This window comes from Epibacterium sp. Ofav1-8 (assembly GCF_022348185.1).
Lineage (GTDB): Bacteria > Pseudomonadota > Alphaproteobacteria > Rhodobacterales > Rhodobacteraceae > Epibacterium.
The window spans coordinates 115,825-134,763 of record NZ_JAKRFD010000003.1 but is presented as its reverse complement, the minus strand read 5'-3'; the positions used below and the strand labels follow the sequence as shown (position 1 = coordinate 134,763).

Annotated in this window: 15 protein-coding genes; 6 read left to right on the top strand and 9 right to left on the bottom strand. The window is 65.5% G+C overall.

The features are described 5' to 3' along the window. Nucleotides 1–128: 128 nt before the first annotated feature. Nucleotides 129–3,491, top strand: coding sequence for a carbamoyl-phosphate synthase large subunit (gene carB / locus MHM97_RS05865; protein ID WP_239320576.1), 3,363 nt, complete (start codon nt 129–131; stop codon nt 3,489–3,491). Between the two features lie 644 nt (nt 3,492–4,135). On the opposite strand, the gene MHM97_RS05860 is transcribed toward carB, so the two are convergent. Genes MHM97_RS05860 through MHM97_RS05850 form a run of 3 tightly spaced genes read right to left on the bottom strand, consistent with a single transcriptional unit; the run spans nt 4,136 to nt 8,737 of the window. Then, nucleotides 4,136–7,186: an efflux RND transporter permease subunit gene (locus tag MHM97_RS05860; protein ID WP_239320574.1), complete on the bottom strand. Its 3,051-nt coding sequence runs from the start codon at nt 7,184–7,186 to the stop codon at nt 4,136–4,138. A 10-nt stretch (nt 7,187–7,196) separates the two neighbouring features. Continuing rightward, nucleotides 7,197–8,258 (bottom strand): efflux RND transporter periplasmic adaptor subunit, encoded by a 1,062-nt coding sequence (locus MHM97_RS05855; protein WP_239320572.1) that lies wholly within the window; start codon nt 8,256–8,258, stop codon nt 7,197–7,199. Next, nucleotides 8,255–8,737 carry a MarR family winged helix-turn-helix transcriptional regulator gene (locus MHM97_RS05850; protein WP_239320570.1) on the bottom strand — a complete coding sequence of 161 codons (483 nt, stop codon included), beginning with the start codon at nt 8,735–8,737 and terminating at the stop codon, nt 8,255–8,257. The genes MHM97_RS05855 and MHM97_RS05850 overlap by 4 nt, the downstream gene beginning before the upstream one ends. A gap of 196 nt (nt 8,738–8,933) precedes the next feature. On the opposite strand from MHM97_RS05850, the gene MHM97_RS05845 reads away from it, so the two are divergent. Beyond that, nucleotides 8,934–10,073, top strand: coding sequence for a beta-ketoacyl-ACP synthase III (locus MHM97_RS05845; RefSeq protein ID WP_239320568.1), 1,140 nt, complete (start codon nt 8,934–8,936; stop codon nt 10,071–10,073). Nucleotides 10,074–10,516: 443 nt separating this feature from the next. Here the strand turns inward: MHM97_RS05845 and MHM97_RS05840 are convergent, their stop codons facing one another. After that, entirely contained in the window at nt 10,517–10,975 is a 459-nt protein-coding gene (locus MHM97_RS05840) for a hypothetical protein (protein WP_239320565.1), read from the bottom strand. Between the two features lie 568 nt (nt 10,976–11,543). Here MHM97_RS05840 and MHM97_RS05835 point away from each other — a divergent pair. Next, a complete protein-coding gene (locus MHM97_RS05835) occupies nt 11,544–12,134 on the top strand; it encodes a thymidine kinase (protein ID WP_239320562.1) in 591 nt (196 codons plus the stop codon). A gap of 392 nt (nt 12,135–12,526) precedes the next feature. On the opposite strand, the gene MHM97_RS05830 is transcribed toward MHM97_RS05835, so the two are convergent. The 5 genes from MHM97_RS05830 to MHM97_RS05810 form a co-directional block, all read right to left on the bottom strand. Then, complete coding sequence (locus MHM97_RS05830; RefSeq protein ID WP_370645688.1) at nt 12,527–13,477, bottom strand: 2-hydroxyacid dehydrogenase; 951 nt, start codon at nt 13,475–13,477, stop codon at nt 12,527–12,529. Between the two features lie 17 nt (nt 13,478–13,494). Next, nucleotides 13,495–13,845 (bottom strand): tRNA-binding protein, encoded by a 351-nt coding sequence (locus tag MHM97_RS05825; protein WP_239320559.1) that lies wholly within the window; start codon nt 13,843–13,845, stop codon nt 13,495–13,497. After that, nucleotides 13,838–14,653, bottom strand: coding sequence for a pyrroline-5-carboxylate reductase (proC, locus tag MHM97_RS05820; protein WP_239320557.1), 816 nt, complete (start codon nt 14,651–14,653; stop codon nt 13,838–13,840). The genes MHM97_RS05825 and proC overlap by 8 nt, the downstream gene beginning before the upstream one ends. 61 nt (nt 14,654–14,714) lie before the next feature. Then, nucleotides 14,715–15,215: a YbjN domain-containing protein gene (locus MHM97_RS05815; RefSeq protein ID WP_239320555.1), complete on the bottom strand. Its 501-nt coding sequence runs from the start codon at nt 15,213–15,215 to the stop codon at nt 14,715–14,717. Nucleotides 15,216–15,765: 550 nt separating this feature from the next. Further along, nucleotides 15,766–16,011, bottom strand: coding sequence for an accessory factor UbiK family protein (locus tag MHM97_RS05810; RefSeq protein WP_239320553.1), 246 nt, complete (start codon nt 16,009–16,011; stop codon nt 15,766–15,768). Nucleotides 16,012–16,125: 114 nt separating this feature from the next. Between MHM97_RS05810 and lgt the strand changes: the two genes are divergently transcribed. The 3 genes from lgt to pgeF are packed head-to-tail and all read left to right on the top strand — an operon-like array spanning nt 16,126 to nt 18,883. After that, a complete protein-coding gene (lgt, locus tag MHM97_RS05805; protein ID WP_239320551.1) occupies nt 16,126–17,034 on the top strand; it encodes a prolipoprotein diacylglyceryl transferase in 909 nt (302 codons plus the stop codon). Further along, the gene (locus MHM97_RS05800; protein ID WP_239320549.1) at nt 17,031–18,119 is read left to right on the top strand and encodes a class I SAM-dependent methyltransferase; all 1,089 of its coding nucleotides are present in this window, start codon (nt 17,031–17,033) and stop codon (nt 18,117–18,119) included. Before lgt ends, MHM97_RS05800 begins: the two co-directional genes overlap by 4 nt. Beyond that, on the top strand, nt 18,116–18,883 hold the full coding sequence (pgeF, locus tag MHM97_RS05795) for a peptidoglycan editing factor PgeF (RefSeq protein ID WP_239320547.1): 768 nt from the start codon (nt 18,116–18,118) through the stop codon (nt 18,881–18,883). Before MHM97_RS05800 ends, pgeF begins: the two co-directional genes overlap by 4 nt. Nucleotides 18,884–18,939 lie beyond the last annotated feature (56 nt).

Genomic DNA, 18,939 nt, shown 5'->3' with positions numbered 1-18,939 from the left:
AAATGCATCACAGGGCCGATCCCCCTTGCACCTTTTGTCTCGCTCCCTATAACGCAGGACAATTTGGGCGCTGCCCGCGCCTGATTCAGACTGCCACGCCGCATAGTTTTCCAAGAGGACGCCACGCCATGCCCAAAAGAACCGATATCCAGTCGATCATGATCATTGGCGCGGGACCGATCATCATCGGTCAGGCCTGCGAATTCGACTACTCCGGTGCGCAAGCCTGCAAAGCGCTGAAGGAAGAAGGCTACCGCGTCATCCTGGTCAACTCCAATCCCGCCACGATCATGACCGATCCGGGCCTGGCCGACGCCACCTATATCGAACCGATCACCCCCGAGGTGGTCGCCAAGATCATCGAAAAGGAACGCCCCGACGCGCTGTTGCCGACCATGGGCGGTCAGACCGGCCTCAACACCTCGCTCGCGCTCGAGGAAATGGGCGTGCTGGAGAAATTCGGCGTCGAGATGATCGGCGCCAAGCGCGAGGCCATCGAGATGGCCGAAGACCGCAAGCTGTTCCGCGAGGCAATGGACCGGCTTGGTCTGGAAAACCCGCGCGCCACCATCGTCACCGCGCCCAAAAAGGAAAACGGCTCCGCGGATCTGGAGGCCGGCGTGCAGATCGCCCTGGAGGAACTCGAAGGCATCGGCCTGCCCGCGATCATCCGCCCCGCCTTCACCCTCGGCGGCACCGGCGGCGGCGTCGCCTACAACCGCGAGGATTACATCCACTACTGCCGCTCCGGCATGGATGCCTCGCCGGTGAACCAGATCCTCGTCGATGAAAGCCTGCTGGGCTGGAAGGAATACGAGATGGAAGTGGTCCGCGACAAGGCGGACAACGCGATCATCGTCTGCTCGATCGAGAACGTCGATCCGATGGGCGTGCACACCGGCGACAGCATCACCGTGGCCCCGGCGCTGACGCTCACCGACAAGGAATACCAGATCATGCGCACCGCCTCGATCGCGGTGCTGCGGGAGATCGGCGTCGAGACCGGCGGCTCCAACGTGCAATGGGCGGTGAACCCCGACGATGGCCGCATGGTGGTGATCGAGATGAACCCCCGCGTGTCGCGCTCCTCGGCGCTGGCGTCCAAGGCCACCGGTTTCCCGATCGCCAAGATCGCCGCCAAACTCGCCGTGGGCTACACGCTGGACGAGCTGGACAACGACATCACCAAGGTGACGCCGGCCTCCTTTGAGCCGACCATCGACTATGTGGTCACCAAGATCCCGAAATTCGCCTTTGAGAAATTCGCCGGTGCCGAGCCCTTCCTCACCACCGCGATGAAATCCGTGGGCGAGGCGATGGCGATCGGCCGCACCATCCACGAATCGATGCAAAAGGCGCTGGCCTCGATGGAATCGGGCCTCACCGGCTTTGACGAGGTCGAGATCCCCGGCGTGCAGGCCGGTCTCTGGGAGAGCGTCGGTTCGGATGACAAGGCCGCCGTCATCAAGGCGATCAGCCAGCAGACCCCGGACCGGCTGCGCACCATCGCCCAGGCGATGCGCCACGGGCTGTCCGATGACGAGATCCAGGCCGTCACCAAATTCGACCCCTGGTTCCTCGCCCGCATCCGCGAGATCATCGACGCCGAGCGCGACGTGCGCAAAAACGGCCTGCCGATGCGTGAGGACGGCCTGCGCGCGCTCAAGATGCTCGGCTTCACCGACGCCCGCCTCGGCGCGCTCACCGGTCGGGACGAGGACAACGTGCGCCGCGCCCGCCACAATCTCGGCGTCAAGGCCGTGTTCAAACGCATCGACACCTGCGCCGCCGAATTCGAGGCGCAGACGCCCTATATGTACTCCACCTACGAGGCCCCGATGATGGGCGACGTGGAATGCGAGGCGCGCCCGTCGGACAAGAAAAAGGTCGTCATCCTCGGTGGTGGCCCCAACCGCATCGGTCAGGGCATCGAGTTCGACTACTGCTGCTGCCACGCCTGTTTTGCGCTCACCGACGCGGGCTACGAGACCATCATGGTCAACTGCAACCCGGAGACGGTGTCGACCGACTATGACACCTCGGATCGCCTGTATTTCGAGCCCCTGACCATGGAGCACGTGATGGAGATCCTGCGCGTCGAGCAGGAGAACGGCACCCTGCACGGCGTCATCGTGCAGTTCGGTGGCCAGACCCCGCTCAAACTCGCCAACGCGCTGGAGGCCGAGGGCATCCCGATCCTCGGTACCACGCCCGACGCCATCGACCTAGCCGAGGACCGCGAGCGTTTCCAGGCGCTGGTCAACGAGCTGGGCCTGAAGCAGCCGAAGAACGGCATTGCCTCCACGGATACACAAGCACTTGAAATCGCAGAAGAGATCGGCTTTCCGCTGGTCATCCGTCCGTCCTATGTTCTGGGCGGTCGTGCGATGGAGATCGTGCGCGACATGGATCACCTCAAGCGCTACATCAACGAGGCCGTGGTGGTCTCCGGCGACAGCCCGGTGCTTCTGGACAGCTATCTCTCCGGCGCAGTGGAACTGGATGTGGACGCGCTTTGCGACGGCACCGACGTGCATGTGGCCGGCATCATGCAGCACATCGAGGAGGCCGGCGTGCACTCCGGCGACAGCGCCTGCTCGCTGCCGCCCTACTCGCTCGACAAGGATGTGATCGAGCGCATCAAGGAGCAGAGCTTTGCGCTGGCCAAGGCGCTGAATGTGGTTGGCCTGATGAACGTGCAGTTCGCGATCAAGGACAATGAGATCTACCTGATCGAGGTCAACCCGCGTGCGTCCCGGACCGTGCCCTTTGTGGCCAAGGCCACCGACAGCGCCATTGCCTCCATCGCCGCGCGCATCATGGCGGGCGAGCCGCTGGCGAACTTCCCGCAGCGCGCGCCCTATGAACCGGACGCGGGCTATGACGTCGACACGCCGATGGCCGACCCGATGACGCTGGCCGACCCGGACATGCCGTGGTTCTCGGTCAAGGAGGCGGTGCTGCCCTTCGCCCGCTTCCCCGGTGTCGACACCATCCTCGGCCCAGAAATGCGCTCCACCGGCGAGGTCATGGGCTGGGACCGCAGCTTTGCGCGCGCCTTCCTCAAGGCGCAGATGGGGGCCGGCATGGTGCTGCCCAGCGCGGGCCGCGCCTTCATCTCGATCCGCGACACCGACAAGACCGAGGTGATGCTGGATACCGCCCGCATCCTGCTGGATCAGGGGTTTGAACTGGTCGCCACCCGCGGCACCCAAGGCTGGCTCTCCGGTCACGGGGTTGCATGTTCGGTGGTCAACAAGGTCTACGAGGGCCGCCCGCATGTGGTCGACATGCTCAAGGACGGTGGCATCCAGCTGGTGCTGAACACCACCGAAGGCGCTCAGGCGGTCGAGGACTCCAAGCCGATGCGCGAAGTGGCGCTCTATGACAAGATCCCCTATTTCACCACCGCCGCCGGCGCCCATGCCGCCGCCCGCGCCATCCAGGCGCAGGCAGAGGGCGACGTCGAGGTGAAGAGCCTGCAGGGCTGAGCCCTGCCCTTTCTAAAAAAACGGCAAACGCCCCCGTTCCGGGGGCGTTTTCTTGTTTGAGCCCGCAGGGCGGTCGGATCGCCACAGGCGATCCGATCCGGGCGGCAGCAGCGCAGGCCCTGCGGGCCTGCGCTGCTGCCGCCACCCCCGGTTCATCCCAAGGCGCGCCTTTCACAGCTTTCATACAGCCGAAAGGTTTCCCGGCTATCCCTGTGCCTGTTTCCATGCCGCACCACGCCGGAGCCCAGCCCCATGCGACACCTGATCTGCCTTTGCACCTTTCTCACACTTGCCGCCTGCGACGTCCCGCTGGTGCCCCTGATCTAAGCGTGGAACACGCAAAGCCCGGCAGAATTTCACTCAATTGAGTCAGATCTTTACGTTGGTATAACGCCGCTCGCGTTGCGCCGACTCGGTCGCCGCGTCACAGTGATCCCTGCATAGAGCAGCCCAGAAGGGCAGCGGAAGATCATGTTCCCTCCAGGCCATCGTTGCTCTCTCACCCCTCACGGATGGCCGTCTCTTGATCTCCCCCAAACGGAAAAGCCCCGCGGGACAGGTCCCCGGGGCTTTTCTTATCTCGCAGCGACGCCAGGACGCGAGAGGACACCAGGGCGCGAGGCCAGCCCGCGCCCGGATGCCGCTCAGGCCGCGGCTGCCGCCCGCTCGCGCCGTTCCACCCCCTTGAAGAAGATCAGGTAGAACACCGGCGCGGCCACCAGGGTCAGCACGGTGGCAAAGGCCAGCCCGCCCATGATCGTCACCGCCATGGAGACGAAGAAGGCATCGCTCATCAGCGGCGCCATGCCCAGGATGGTCGTCACCGCCGCCAGCATCACCGGCCGCAGACGCGAGACCGAGGCCTTGACGATGCTCTCGCGCAGCGGCAGTCCCTCTTCGCGGCGCACGATGTCGATCTCCTCGACCAGCACGATGCCGTTCTTGATCAGCATGCCCGACAGGCTCAGCAGACCCAGCAGCGCGGTAAAGGTGAACGGCAGGCCGGTGCCCATCAGCCCGATCACCACGCCGTTGACGCTCATCGGAACCAGGAGCCAGATGATGATCGGCTGGCGGATCGCGTTGAACAGCAGCACCGAGATCAGCACCATGATCAAGAGCGACAGCGGCAGCTGCTTGCCAAGGCTCTCGTTGGCCTCCGAGGAGTTCTCGTGCTCGCCGCCCCATTCCATCTTGAAGCCCCGGGGCACCTCGATCGCCTCGACCGCCGCCTGCACTTCGCCAAAGACCGTGGCCGCCGTCACCTCGCTGTCGATATCGGCCCCCACGGTGATGGTGTAGACCCGGTCGCGGCGATGGACCAGCGTGTTCTGCACCTCGTAGGTCACCCCGTCGAGCATTTGCTCCAGCGGGATCCAGGCGCCTGCGGCTTCGGAGAACACCACCTGGTTCATCAGGTTGTAAGGCTCCTCCATCGGTCGGCGCATCACGATCGGGATCAGGCGCTCGCGCTCCCGGAACACGCCCGTGGTCAGGCCGTTGGTGGAGAACTCCAGCGCGTTGGAGATCGCATCCCGGGTCACCCCGGCGGTCTGCGCCCGATCCGTGGCATAGACCGGTTTCAGCACCAGCTCCTGCTCGCGCCAGTCGTGGCGAATGTCACGGGTCAGGTCGCTTGCCTCTTCCAGTGCCAGCTTGGCCTCTTCCGCCAGCTGCCGCAGCACCGCCGGATCGGGCCCGGAGAACCGCACCTCCACCGGCGCGCCGCCGCCAGGACCAAAGACCAGCCGTTCGGTGCGGAACTCGCCTTCGGGGAACCGCGCCTTGCCGTAGGATTCCAGCTCCGCCTGCAAGGCCGGGATCTGCTCCAGGCTCTCGGTGCGGATGATCAGGTGCCCGTAGCTCGGGTTGGCCTTCTGCGCCGAATAGGTCAGCAGGAACCGGGTTGCCCCCTGGCCGACGAAGGTCGCCACCGACACCACGTCATCGCGCGCTGCCAGCCAGTCCTCGACCTCTGCCATATGCGCCGAGGTGGTCTCGATCGCGGTGCCCTGCGACAGCTTGTAATGGACATAGAACAAGGGCGTGTTGGAGTTCGGAAAAAACTGCTGCTTCAACATGCCAAAGCCCATGAAACACAGCACCGTGATCGCCACCAGACCGGCGACCACCAGCCAGCGCAGCTTCAACGCCGCGCGCAACAGCGCGCCATAGGCCCGGAACAGCAGACCGCCATAGCTGTCCTGCACCTCGCCCGTGCCACGCTTGAAGAAATAATGCCCCAGCAAGGGGGTGACGGTCAGCGCCAGCAGCCAGCTCAGCAACAGCGAAATGCCGATCACCGCAAACAGCGAGAACAGGAATTCCCCGGTGGCATCCGGGCTGAGACCGATACCGGCAAAGGCCATGATGCCGATGACCGTGGCCCCCAGCAGCGGGATCTGCGTCTTGGAGGCCGCCTCATGCGCCGCTTCGCGCGAGGATTTGCCCCGCTGCATGGAGATCTGCATCCCCTCGGCGACAACAATGGCGTTGTCCACCAGCATGCCCATGGCGATGATCAGCGCCCCAAGCGAGATCCGTTCCATCTCGATCGAGAAGATCGCCATGAAGAACAGCGTGCCCACCACCGTCAGCAGCAGGGTGGAGCCCACCACGATCGCCGCACGCCAGCCCATGAACAGGGCCAGCACCACGATCACGATCGCCACCGACATCGCCAGGTTCACCAGAAAGTCGTTGGAGGCTTTCTCCACCACGATATGCTGCTGATAGATCGGATGCAGCTCGACCCCGACCGGGATTTCGCCATCCAGCTCCGCCAGCTTGGCATCCACCCGGTGCCCGACATCGACGATGTTTTCATTGGCAATGCCCGACACCCCAAGGGTAAAGGCCTCGACCCCGTTGAAACGGATAATCTCGCTCGGGTCGATCTCGCGCCCGCGCCAGACATTGGCAATATCGATGATATTGATGGTCTCGCCACCAACGCCCACCGTCAGCCCGGCGATCTCGGACACCGAGTCGGAGCCTTCCGGCGTCTGCATCAGCGTATTGACCGTCCCCGCCTTGATCTCGCCCGCAGGCGTCACCGAGTTCGAGGTGGCAATGGCGTTGGCGATCGCCTGCACCGACACCCCGAGGTTGGTGGCGATCGGCATGTCCGGCTCGACATAGATGGTCTCGTTGCGCAGCCCGGCAATATCCACATCGGCCACACCGTCCACCGTCAACAGCTCGCGCCGCAGATAGGTGGACAGCTCGTATTTCTCCTTGTCGGTAAAGCCTTCCGCCGTCACCGCGTAGAAGATGCCAAACACATCGCCGAAACTGTCGTTGACCAGCGGCTCGCTGACCCCCTCCGGCAGCCTCCGCGCCGCATCACGCACCTTGGCGCGCAGCTTGGTCCAGATCGCCGGCAGTTCGTTGCCGTCATAGGTGTCCTGCATCTCCACCTCGATCACCGACACGCCGGGCCGGTTCATCGAGCTGATTTCCTTCACTTCCTCCATCTTCTGGATGGCGGATTCCAGCGGCTCCGACACCTCCAGCGCCACCTGCTCGGCGGTGGCACCGGGATAGGTGGTCTGGATCACCGCGTTCTTGATGGTAAAGGCCGGGTCTTCCAGCCGTCCCAGGTTGAGAAACCCCCAGATGCCCCCGAACAGGGCAAAGAGCATGATCAGCCACGTATAAAGAGGCCGTTGGATCGATCCGCGTGCAATATCCATGTCGCGGGCCTCAGTTGCTGAAACCGGTAAAGCGGCGCACCGCCTGACCGTCTTCCAGCGCAGCACCGCCGGTCAGGACAACCTCGTCGCCATCGGCAATCCCCGACAGCACGTCGAACGTGCCGAACTGGTTCGGCTCGATCTCCACCTCGGTCCAGCGCACCGAGCCCTGATCGGCGCCCGTGGGGGTGAAGATCATCACCCCGGTTTCGCCCGCAGGCGTGGTCACGATCGCCGTCGCCGGCAGCGCGATCCGGTGGCGCCCGGTCATCACCCGCACCTTCACCGTGGTCGACGCCCCCGGCAGGATCTGGCGATCCTCCGGCGGGTCCATCCGCAGGGTCACCCGATAGGTCTGCCCCACCGCAGAGGCCTCGGCGGCATATTCCAGGATCTCGGCCGGGTATTCGGTGCTCGACCCCGGGAAGGTTGCAACAATGTCAAAGGTGTCGCTCTCGTTGGCGCGCTGGAACAGCAGCTCCGGCACGTCGATTTCCACATGCAGCTCCGACATGTCATGCAGCCGGGCGATCGGCGTTCCGGCCGAAACCGTGGAAAACAGCGCCACCTCACGGCGGGCCACCAGCGCATCAAAGGGCGCGTAAAGCGTCGCATGATCCAGATTGGTCTGGGCGGTGCGCAGGGCCACCTCGGCCAGGCCCGCGGCCGTCTCCGCATCCTCGATCGCCACCTGGCTCACCGTTCCGGCCAGGCGTTCGTTGCGCTCCTTGCTGCGGTCCGCCTGCTGCTTGTTCAGGACCGCCTGCTCCAGCTGCAATTGAAAGGTCTCGAGATCCAGCTGCCCGATCAGCTCCCCCTCGGGCACCACATCGCCCTCGGTCACCGGCAGCCGCAGCACCTGGCCGCCGACCTGAAACGCCAGGTCCACGGTCTCCTTCGCCGCCACCTGGCCGAAAAACTGCCGCTCCAGCGGCGATGCGCCCCCGTTTGCGGTCATCAGCTTCACCGGCTTCAGCACCGCCGCCGGTTCGGCCTCCTCCTGCGCGCCGACAGTCTGCGGCAATGCAAGAACCGCGCCCAGCAACACGGCCCGGATTGATCTCAATGTCATGTCTCGTCTCCTTCACAGGGTCCCACAGCGCCCGACTGAACGGCCTTGTTATGTATCTTTTGTGCCAACCCGGCGAGAAGCTTGGCTTCCTCCTCGCTCAGGCCCGATGTCTCATAGAAGACCGCAGAGGCCCGGGCGACAAGCTGTTGTCGGCGGTTCTGTCCGTCTTCCGTCAATTCCAGCAGCCAGGCCCGCCCGTCACGCGCATCCCGCACGCGCCGGATCAGCCCCTGCGCCTCCAGTGTCGCCGCCGCAGCGGTCACCACCGAGGGCGCCTTCAACGCCAGCCGCGCCAGTTCCCCCATGCGGCGGGGCCGCGCGAGAATCAGCAGCAGCTGGCATTCGGACCGTCCCAACTGTTCCCCCAGACTTGCATCAATCAGCCGTTGCTCCAATTGCCAATGCAGCGCAAAGACCCCCATCATGGCCTGCACTTCGGGCGTAAAGAGATCCCAGCTGTCGGAAAAATCTGCATGCATGTCCTGTCTCCTGCCCGCGAGATAGTTCAGACCATGAAGTATTTAAAGGGGAGCTTTCCCGCTTTTTGCCGCAACCTGACCCAAGGGCATGCGCCCCCGCGCCCGCTGCCACCCTTGACCTTGCACCTTGAAACGGTCCCTATATGCGCCACCTCGAGACAGGAGCCGTCACGGATCCGCCACCTGGGACACAGACATGCATACACCCGCCATCACCGGCACCGGGGTCTTCACCCCCTCCGAGCGCATCACCAATGCGGAACTGGTCACCGCCTTCAACGCCTATGTGGACCTCTACAACGCCGAACACGCCGCAGAGATCGCCGCCGGGGATCGCGCCCCGTTGCAGTATTCCTCGGAGGAGTTCATCGAGAAGGCCTCCGGCATCCAGAGTCGCTACGTGATGGACAAGACCGGCGTGCTCGACCCGGAGGTGATGCATCCGCGGCTGCGCCAGCGCAGCGATGATGAACCGGGCATCATGGCGGAAATGGCGCTGGACGCGGCCAGACAGGCGCTTGCCCAGGCCGGGCGCACCGCCGCGGATGTGGACCTGGTGATCTGCGCCGCCTCCAACCTGGAACGCGCCTACCCCGCTGTCGCCATCGAAGTGCAACAGCTACTGGGCTGCGGCGGCTTTGCCTTTGACATGAATGTCGCCTGCTCCTCGGCCACCTTCGCCATCCAGGCCGCCGCCGACATGGTGCGCGCAGGCTCGATCCGCACCGCGCTGGTGGTCAACCCGGAGATCTGCTCCGGCCATCTGGAATGGCGCGACCGCGATTGCCACTTCATCTTTGGCGATGTGGCCACCGCCACCCTGATCGAGCGGCAGTCCGATGCCACCGGCGCCCATTTCGAGATCCTCTCGACCCGCTGCGCCACGGAGTTTTCCAACAATATCCGCAACAACAACGGTTTCCTGCGCCGCTCCCGCCCCGACGGGGTCACCGACCGCCGCGACATGCAGTTCATGCAGAACGGCCGCAAGGTGTTCAAGGAGGTGCTGCCGATGGTCAGCCAGCACATCGCCGACCATATGGCCGCCGAAGGGGTGGAGGCCACCGCGCTCAAGCGCCTCTGGCTGCATCAGGCCAACAAGACGATGAATGATTTCATCGGCAAGAAAGTCCTCGGTCGCACCCCCGAGCCGGGCGAACAGCCCAATATTCTGCAGGACTACGCCAATACCTCCTCCGCCGGTTCGATCATCGCCTTTTCCAAATATTCCGACGATCTCGCCCCCGGCGACACCGGCCTGATCTGCTCCTTCGGGGCGGGCTATTCCGTCGGCTCGGTGATCCTGCGCCGCCACGCGGCCCCTGTCTCCGCCTGACGCCGACGCTGCTGCTTCGGAGCCATCCCCGCCCTGCACCCCGACAGCCGGACGTATCAGCGCCGGGGGCACGGCAAATCGCCGAGGCTCCGCGCCCGGCCCCGCCTGCGGGCGACGGGCGTGGATACGGCTATTTTCCTTGCGCCCAAGCGGCGTCCGGCAGACCGGGGGCATGGCCGGGATGGATCTGAAGCTGCTGCTTTGGTGGATCCTTGCCTGCCCATCGCCCCCTCTTCACACACAAAAAAGCGCGCGCCCGGTCAGGGCGCGCACCGTTTGAAACCCGAATTGAAACCCGAAATTTGCAGTCAAAACAACCGATCCCGGCCCCAACCAACGCTGCCCACGTCCGCAGGATCGCTTCCGAAAAACCCACCTCCCGGCACGCCCGCGGGGCCCAACCCCTTGCGCACAACCACCAATGGATCAGCGGGGCTGGCGCGTCAGGTGCTTTCCTCTTCCAGATGCAGCTTCATATCCAGCAGCACCTGTTGCAGCAGCACCGTTTCCTTCAGCAGGCGCTTGGCCTCGTTCACGGTGATGATGCCATCGGCGATCGCGTCCTGATACTCGCTCATCAACTGCGCAAAACGCCGGCTTAACGCGATCACATCGGTGTTGACCCCACCCGGGCGCGACACGGTACCGGGCTCGCCGGAATAGGACAGCGTGATGTTCTTCAGATCCGCCAGCGCCGAGGTCACATGCGGAAAGGACGACGCCCCTTCCAGCTTTGCAACCGCATCCACGGGAATGAAACGATCCGCATGTTCCACATTGTCGGAATAATAGCGTCCCAATGTGGCCTTCGACTTGCCGGTGATCTGGCAGGCGGCTTCGATCCCCACGTCCTTCACCAGTGCTTCTGTGTGTTTTTTCAGATACGTCCCGATATCCGCCATAATGCTCTTTCACCCAAATCGATGTCCCCGCCTCACTCTGGCGGGGGAACCTCGAGATTAATTTCCCATTAAGTTTGCTTAACTGAATTGGCATACCTTTGCCATACCTGCCGTGACAGCTCAACGTGACGAGTGGCGTGTGTGACCATTGGTGTCCCGGCAGGTGAGAGGGTCGTGCTTGTGAGTGAGGTTTCGATCCTTGTTGCGGTAATTGGTCTGCCCGTTTGGATGCCCCCTCGGTCCGGGTGCGGTTCAGAATAAGGCACTGGGTGCCCTGAGCCCACGCTCTTGCTCTGGGGGCATCGCCACATCCGCCGTGACAGGCCACCGCGACAGGCCTCCACCCTGCCCGCAAGTCTCCGCAAGTCAAGCGGCGCGCCGGTGCCAGTGCAAGTCCCGGTTCCGCCCCTCTGGCCCGATACCTGCCAAACCTGCGACCAACCCGTTACCTGCGACCAGGAGGTCCCGCCCCGCACAAGGTGGGGGCTGTTGCCACGGCCGGCGCCGGGGAGCATCGGCGGCGCATTTTCAGCTTTTCCGAACCCGCGCGACGGGGTAAGCCCGCGCCATGGCCAAGCTCTACTTCAATTACTCCACGATGAATGCCGGCAAATCGACCGTGCTGCTGCAGGCATCCTACAACTATCGCGAGAACAACATGCAGACCTATCTGCTGACCGCGCGCATCGACGATCGCGCCGGCACCGGTCGCATTGCCTCGCGCATCGGCATCAGTGCCGAGGCGGATGTTTTCCTGCCCGAAGACGACCTCTTCGCCCGCGTCTCCCGGCGGCTGGAGGACGGACCGGTGGCCGCGATCTTTGTGGATGAGGCGCAGTTCCTCACCCCCGAGCAGGTCTGGCAGCTGGCCCGGGTGGTCGATGATCTGCGGGTGCCGGTGCTGGCCTACGGCCTGCGAGTGGATTTCCAGGGCAAGCTGTTCCCCGGCTCGGCGACGCTGCTGGCGCTTGCGGATGAGATGCGCGAGGTGCGCACCATCTGCCACTGTGGTAAAAAAGCGACCATGGTGGTGCGCCAGGACGATCAGGGCAATGTCCTGACCCAAGGCGATCAGGTGCAGATCGGGGGCAATGAAAGCTATGTATCGCTCTGCCGCCGCCACTGGCGGGAGGCGATGGGAGATGCGCCGAAGCGCTGACATCCCGCCCCCCGCCCCTGCACCCCTCTCGAAACACATCGCGTGAGCCCGCGGCACTCCACATAGTCTGATCGCACCGCCGCCGCTCTTTGCACCCCGTGCCCCGGCAAAACGAGATGTCAGGACCAAACAGGGGCCGCTCCCGCCCAAACAGGGATGTGCCGATGGCACCCCCGGTTCGGTTGGGCCTGGCACGCAAGGTGCCAAGGGCACCTTGCGTGCCGCAGCCAGCCCGTTGGGCTGGCTGCCCGGCCCAAGGCCGCCAAGGGGGTGCGGCCCGACGGGCCAAACCACCTGCGGGCGCGGGAGCCTCCCCGTCTTCCCAGACACAGCAGCCACGTCCCCCTTGCCGCAGGGGGCAGCGCACCGCGCTGGATGAGGGGAGCTAACGCCTAGACTGGGTTGGGCAGTGCCAGCCCGGCCAGATGCGCCGTCACATTGTCCAGTGCCATATGGCCCATGTCACTGCGCACCTCCTCGGTGGCGGTGCCCAGATGCGGCAGCAAGGTCACAGTGTCCAGCGCGCGCAACGCCTGCGGCACCTCGGGCTCGAACTCGTAGACATCCAGCCCCGCACCGGCGATCTGCCCCGCCTGCAAGGCCGCGATCAGCGCCGCCTCGTCGACGACCTCGCCGCGGGCGATATTGATCAGATGCCCATGGCGCGGCATCGCCGCCAGCACCTCCGCATCAATCAGGTGACGGGTCTCCGCGCCGCCCGGCACCGCAACCACCAGCATGTCAACGGCGGCTGCCAACTCCGGCAGGGACGCGGCACGCCGGGCCGGGTAGTCCGTCGCCTTGTCGCTGCGCGCCACATAGGAAATCTCCATGCCAAAGCCAAAATGCGCCCGCCGCGCGATCGCATCCCCGATCCGCCCGAGCCCGACCACCCCCAGTCGCTTGCCGGTCAGATGCAGCCCCAGCATCTGAGTCGGGTGCCAGCCCGCCCATTGGCCGGAGCGCACCAGCCGCTCGCCCTCCGCCGCGCGCCGCGCACTCATCAGCATAAGCGTCAGCGCAATATCCGCCGTGGCATCGGTCACCGCCCCGGGCGTATTGGTCACCGCCACCCCCGCAGACCGGGCCGCCACCACATCGATGTGATTGAACCCAACGCCGAAATTCGCCAGCAACCGGCAGCGCGGTGCCGCTGCGGCGGCAAAGATCTCCGCCCCATAGGCATCCCCCAGGGTCGGCACCACCACGTCGAAATCGCGCAGGCTGGCGATCATCTCGTCGCGCCCCATCGGCGTGGTCTGCGCCCGGATCTCCACGTCGAACTCCGCCTGCGCCCGCGCCGTGACCTCCGCCGTCATCGGACGCGTCACCAGCACCCGCATCGCATCCCTGCCCGCCATCAGTGCATCCGCCCACCGGTCGGCACCTCGGCGGACACGTCGCCATCGGGGCCGATCAACACGATCTCGCCCTTTGCGTCCGGCAGCCCCAGCACCAGCACCTCGGACATGAATGTGCCGATCTGGCGCGGCGGGAAATTCACCACCGCCATCACCTGCTTGCCAATCAGCGCCTCGGGCGCGTAATGCGCCGTCACCTGGGCCGAGGTCTTGCGCTCGCCGATCTCGTCGCCAAAGTCGATCCACATCTTGATCGCCGGCTTGCGCGCCTCCGGAAAGGCTTCCGCCCGGACCACCGTGCCCACGCGCACATCCACCTTCAGAAAATCGTCAAAGGAAATCTCAGCCACGGGACAGCTCCTCGGACCGCCTGGCCGCCGCCGCCACCGCGCGCTGCAACAGCGGCGGGAAGCCCGCCTGCGCATCCATCAGCACCTCAAGCGCCGCCTGGGTGGTGCCATTGGGGCTGGTTACATTGACCCGCAACTGGGCGGGATCTTCCTCGGCCGCCTCCGCCAGCGCCCCGGCCCCTGCCACGGTCGCCTTGGCCAGCTGCATCGCCAGATCCTCCGACAGGCCCTGCGCCACGCCTGCCGCCGCCAATGTCTCGATCAGGTGGAACACATAGGCCGGACCAGAGCCGCTGACGCCGGTGACCGCATCCATCTGGCCTTCGCTCTCCAGCCGCACGGTCTGACCCACCGCCTGCAACAGCGCCTCGGCCTGCGCCAGCTGCGCCTCGCCCGCATGGGCATTGCCAATGATCGCGGTGATGCCGCGCCCGACCGCAGCCGGCGTGTTGGGCATGGCCCGCACGATCGGCGTGCCGGCGCCCAGCATGTCCTCGAAGGTCTGGATCGACGTGCCGGCGGCCACCGAAATGAACAGCGTCCCACCGCCGCCGTAGGATTTCGCCGAGGGCAGCGCCGCGCCCATCATCTGGGGTTTCACCGCCACCAGCACGATGGCAGGCGCCTCCGGTGCGGCGGCATTGATATGCACCCCGGTGCCCTTCAGCCAGTCCGAAGGTTTCGGGTCCATCACATAGACGGCCTCACGCGGCAACCCGCGCTCCAGCCAGCCTGCCAGCATGGCCGATCCCATCTTGCCGCAGCCCAAAAGCACCAGCCCCCGCGCCGCGATCTGTTCCATATCCATGATAACCCCCATCTGTCGTTCAGCTCGTCACCGATCCAAAACCGGTTGATGGGGGCAAGACTTACGCGCGCCCGTAGGCCTCTGCAATGGCGACCTGCATCGCCTCCTTGGCCGGGCGCTCGCCCCAGACCATCAGCTGGATCGCCGGGTAATAGCGTTCGCAGTTGCCCACCGCCGCCTGCACGATCGCATCAACCTGCTCAGGCGTGGCCATCTGCCCGCCCGACAGCACCAGGCCATAGCGATACAGCATCAGCTTGTGCTCCGGCCAGTAGCTAAACGCCCCGGCCCAGCACTGGTCATTCATGTGGTTGATCAGCTCATAGAGCTGCGGCACCTTGGCCGCCGGCGGCTCCATCTCGAAGCTGCACACCAGCCGCAATGTCTCGTCATAATCGGACCAGGCCAGCGTCAGGGAATAGGTGCGCCACTGTCCCTCGACCGCCATGGCGATCTGATCGTCGGCAATCCGGTCGAAATCCCAGTCGTGATGGGAGGCCAGGTTCTCAACGATGTCGATGGGGTGAAGGTCGTCCTGCAACTCGTGCTCGGAAAGTGCCATGATGCCACCTCTCTGGTCTCTAGCTTATGGGAACCCGATGTGCCCCTATTGCTAGCTGTCTGATCTAAGGACCGGGGAGGATCTCCCCGCTCCCTACTAAATATGGTGATCCTGCGGCCAGCGTCTGGCAACCCTTTATTTGGGGACAACTGCAATAAGTTGTGGATGACTGGAAAAAACGTGCAAAATATCGATGTTGTGCTAGGCTGACACAGGAGCGTTACCCGAGCTGCCTAGACTGGTGGTCCGGAACCGGAGAAGCCGCGCCCGCGCTGCGGATCACGGCCCGGAGGCGCTGCCATATTCCCCCCGCGACAGCCATGAAACCGCGCTGATTCCCAGCCGCGCCCGACCTGCCACCCGGTCAGAAGATCCGCGCGGCGCTCCCGGCACGCGCCACGGCCCGGGGCGGAGCATCCGCTCCGACCCGGGCTCAAACTGAAAAAGGGATGCGTCAACGCATCCCTTTTGCCGCTTGGTACCAGCGCGTGGCGGATCGGCTCGTGCCGGGCGGATGGGCCGGCATATGGGCCGTTAGCGCCCGGATGGGTCAGTCGGACTTGGCTTCCAGCGCGTCCAGCCGGGCCTTCAGCGCCGCGTTTTCCTCACGCGCCTTCTGCGCCATGGCGCGCACCGCGTCGAACTCTTCCCGGGTCACGAAATCGCGATCGGCCAGCCAGCGGTCGATCATGCCCTTCATCGCGGTCTCGGCTTCGTCCTTCGCCCCCTGCGCCACGCCCATGGCGTTGGTCATCAGCTGCGAAATATCGTCCATAATCTTGTTGCGGGTCTGCATAGCCATCTCCCGGTTCATGTCTTACCTCTGTGAGGCTTGCCCCCTATATGGGCGCTTGAGGCAGAAACGGCAAGCCGTTGACAGGACTTGCCCCAAAGAGGCACAGAGACCCCCATGCTGGCTGACATGATCCCCTTCCCGAACCTTTCGCCCGAGATCTTTTCGGTCTCCCTCTTCGGCATGGAGTTCGCGCTGCGCTGGTATGCGCTGGCCTATATCGTCGGCATCCTGATCGCCTGGCACCTGGCCGTGCGCGCGGTCAAACGCCCGGCGCTCTGGCCCGCAGAGACCGCGCCGATGACCCCGCGCCAGGTCGAGGATCTGATGACCTGGATCATCCTCGGCGTGATCCTCGGCGGGCGGCTGGGCTATGTGCTGTTCTACCAGCCCGCCGTCTACCTGCAGAACCCGGCCCAGATCCTGCGCATCTGGGAGGGCGGCATGGCCTTTCATGGTGGTCTTCTCGGGGTTGTGCTGGCCGCATGGCTCTATGCCCGGGCGCAGAACATCAACAGCCTGCAGATCGCCGATCTGGTCGCCCATACCGTGGCCCCGGGGCTGCTGCTGGGGCGGCTGGCGAATTTCGTCAATGCCGAGCTGTGGGGCCGCGCCACCGACCTGCCCTGGGGGGTCGCCTTTCCGGGCCGCGCCGCGCAGGACTGCGGCCAGGCCCTGGGCGAGATCTGCGCCCGTCACCCCAGCCAGCTCTACGAGGCGGCGCTGGAGGGTCTGATCCTCGGCGCACTGATCCTGTGGCTGGTCTACCGCCACCGCGCCTTTCAGGCCCCCGGCCGCATCCTCGGCACCTTTCTGGCCGGCTATGGCGCTGCCCGCTTTGTTGTGGAGTTCTTCCGCCAGCCCGACTCCCAGTTCGTGTCGGAGGGCAACCCGCTGGGCCTCGCCTGGCAGATCGGCGGCTACGGGCTGACCCAGGGCCAGGCCCTGTCGCTGCCGATGATCGCGCTGGGGCTGTGGTTCCTCCTGCGCGCCCGCCGCGCCCCTGCACCGGAGGCCACCGCATGAGCCTGATGGAAACCCTGCTGCGCCGCATCACCCTCGACGGGCCGATCAGCGTTGCGGATTACATGTCCGAATGCCTGCTGAACCCGGCCCACGGCTATTACACCACCGCCACCGCGATCGGGGCCGAGGGCGATTTCATCACCGCGCCGGAGATCAGCCAGATGTTCGGCGAACTCCTCGGCCTGGCACTGGTGCAGGCCTGGCTCGACCAGGGACGCCCCGCGCCCTTCACCCTGGCCGAACTCGGCCCCGGCCGCGGCACCCTGATGGTCGATATGCTGCGCGCCACCCGCGCGGTGCCCGGGTTCCACGACGCCATGGAGCTGGTGCTGATCGAGGCCGCCCCGCGCCTGCGTGAACAGCAGGCGGCAGCGCTCAAGGCCCACGCCCCGCGCTGGCTGCCCTCGGTCGAGGACCTGCCCCAGCAGCCGCTCTATCTGGTGGCCAATGAATTCTTCGACGCGCTGCCGATCCGGCAGTTCCAGCGCGACGGCGACCAGTGGCGCGAACGCCGGGTCGGACGCGCCGAGGCTGGCGAGACCGGCGCCGCCACAGCCCTGACCCTGGGCCTTGGCGCGCCCGCCCCCCAGCCCGCCCTGGCGCATCGGCTCGACGACACCCGCGACGGCGATCTGGTCGAACATTGCGAAATCGCCATGGTCGTCACCGAGGCGATCGCCCAGCGCATCGCAGAACACGGCGGCGCCGCCCTGGTGGTGGACTACGGCGACTGGCGCTCGCTCGGCGACACCCTGCAAGCGCTGCGCGCCAAGGCCCCCGCCGATCCGCTGGAGCATCCCGGCGCCGCCGATCTCACCGCGCATGTGGATTTCGAAACCCTCTGCCGCGCCGCCCGCGCCTGCGGCTGCGCCCATACGCGGCTGACCCCGCAGGGCGTGTTCCTGGAGCGGCTCGGCATTTCCGAACGCGCCCGCGCCCTGGCCGCCGGGCTGGACGGAGATCCGCTCGACCAGCTGATCGCCGCACATCGACGGTTGACGCACCCGGAGGAAATGGGAAACCTGTTCAAAGTGCTCGGCCTCTATCCCGCCCAATGCCCTCCCCCCGCAGGACTGGAAAAATGACGCTTGAATCTGTCACATCCGATCTTCTGGCCCCCGTCGCGCACGGGTTCTTCACCCGCAAGGGCGGCGCCTCCTCCGGCGTGTTTGCGGGGCTCAACTGCGGCGTCGGATCCTCGGATCAGCGCGAGGCCGTGATGCTGAACCGCGCCCGTGTCGCTGCGGCGATGGCCGCCCCGACCGACGCGCTCCTCGGCATGCATCAGGTGCATTCCGCCGATGTGGCCGTGGTCGACGGGCTGCCCGAAGATCCCGACGCGCCCCGCCCCAGGGCCGATGCCATGGTGACCGCCACCCCCGGCGTGGTGCTGTCGGTGCTGACCGCCGATTGCCAGCCGGTGCTGTTTGCCGATCCCGAAGCCGGCGTCATCGGCGCTGCCCACGCGGGATGGCGCGGCACCCTCGACGGGGTGCTGGAGGCCACGGTCGAGGCGATGCTGGCCCTGGGCGCCAGCCGTGCCAATCTGCGCGCGGTGATCGGCCCGACGATTTCGCAGCGCGCCTATGAGGTCGGGCCGGACTTCTTTGATGATTTCATGATGCAGGATCCGGCCAATGGCCGATTCTTCGCCCAGGGTCAGGGCGACCGCATGCAGTTCGACCTGCCGGGCCTCGGTCTCGCCCGGCTGCGCGCCGCCGGGATCGATCACTGCGCATGGACCCGCCACTGCACCTACAGCGATCCCGAGCGGTTCTATTCCTATCGCCGCAGCACCCACGCCAAGGAAGCCGACTACGGGCGCCTGATCTCCTGCATCCGGCTCTGACGCAGAGGGGATCGCGCGGCGGCGCGCTGGCGCGCGCGCCGCACCAATCCTGCCAT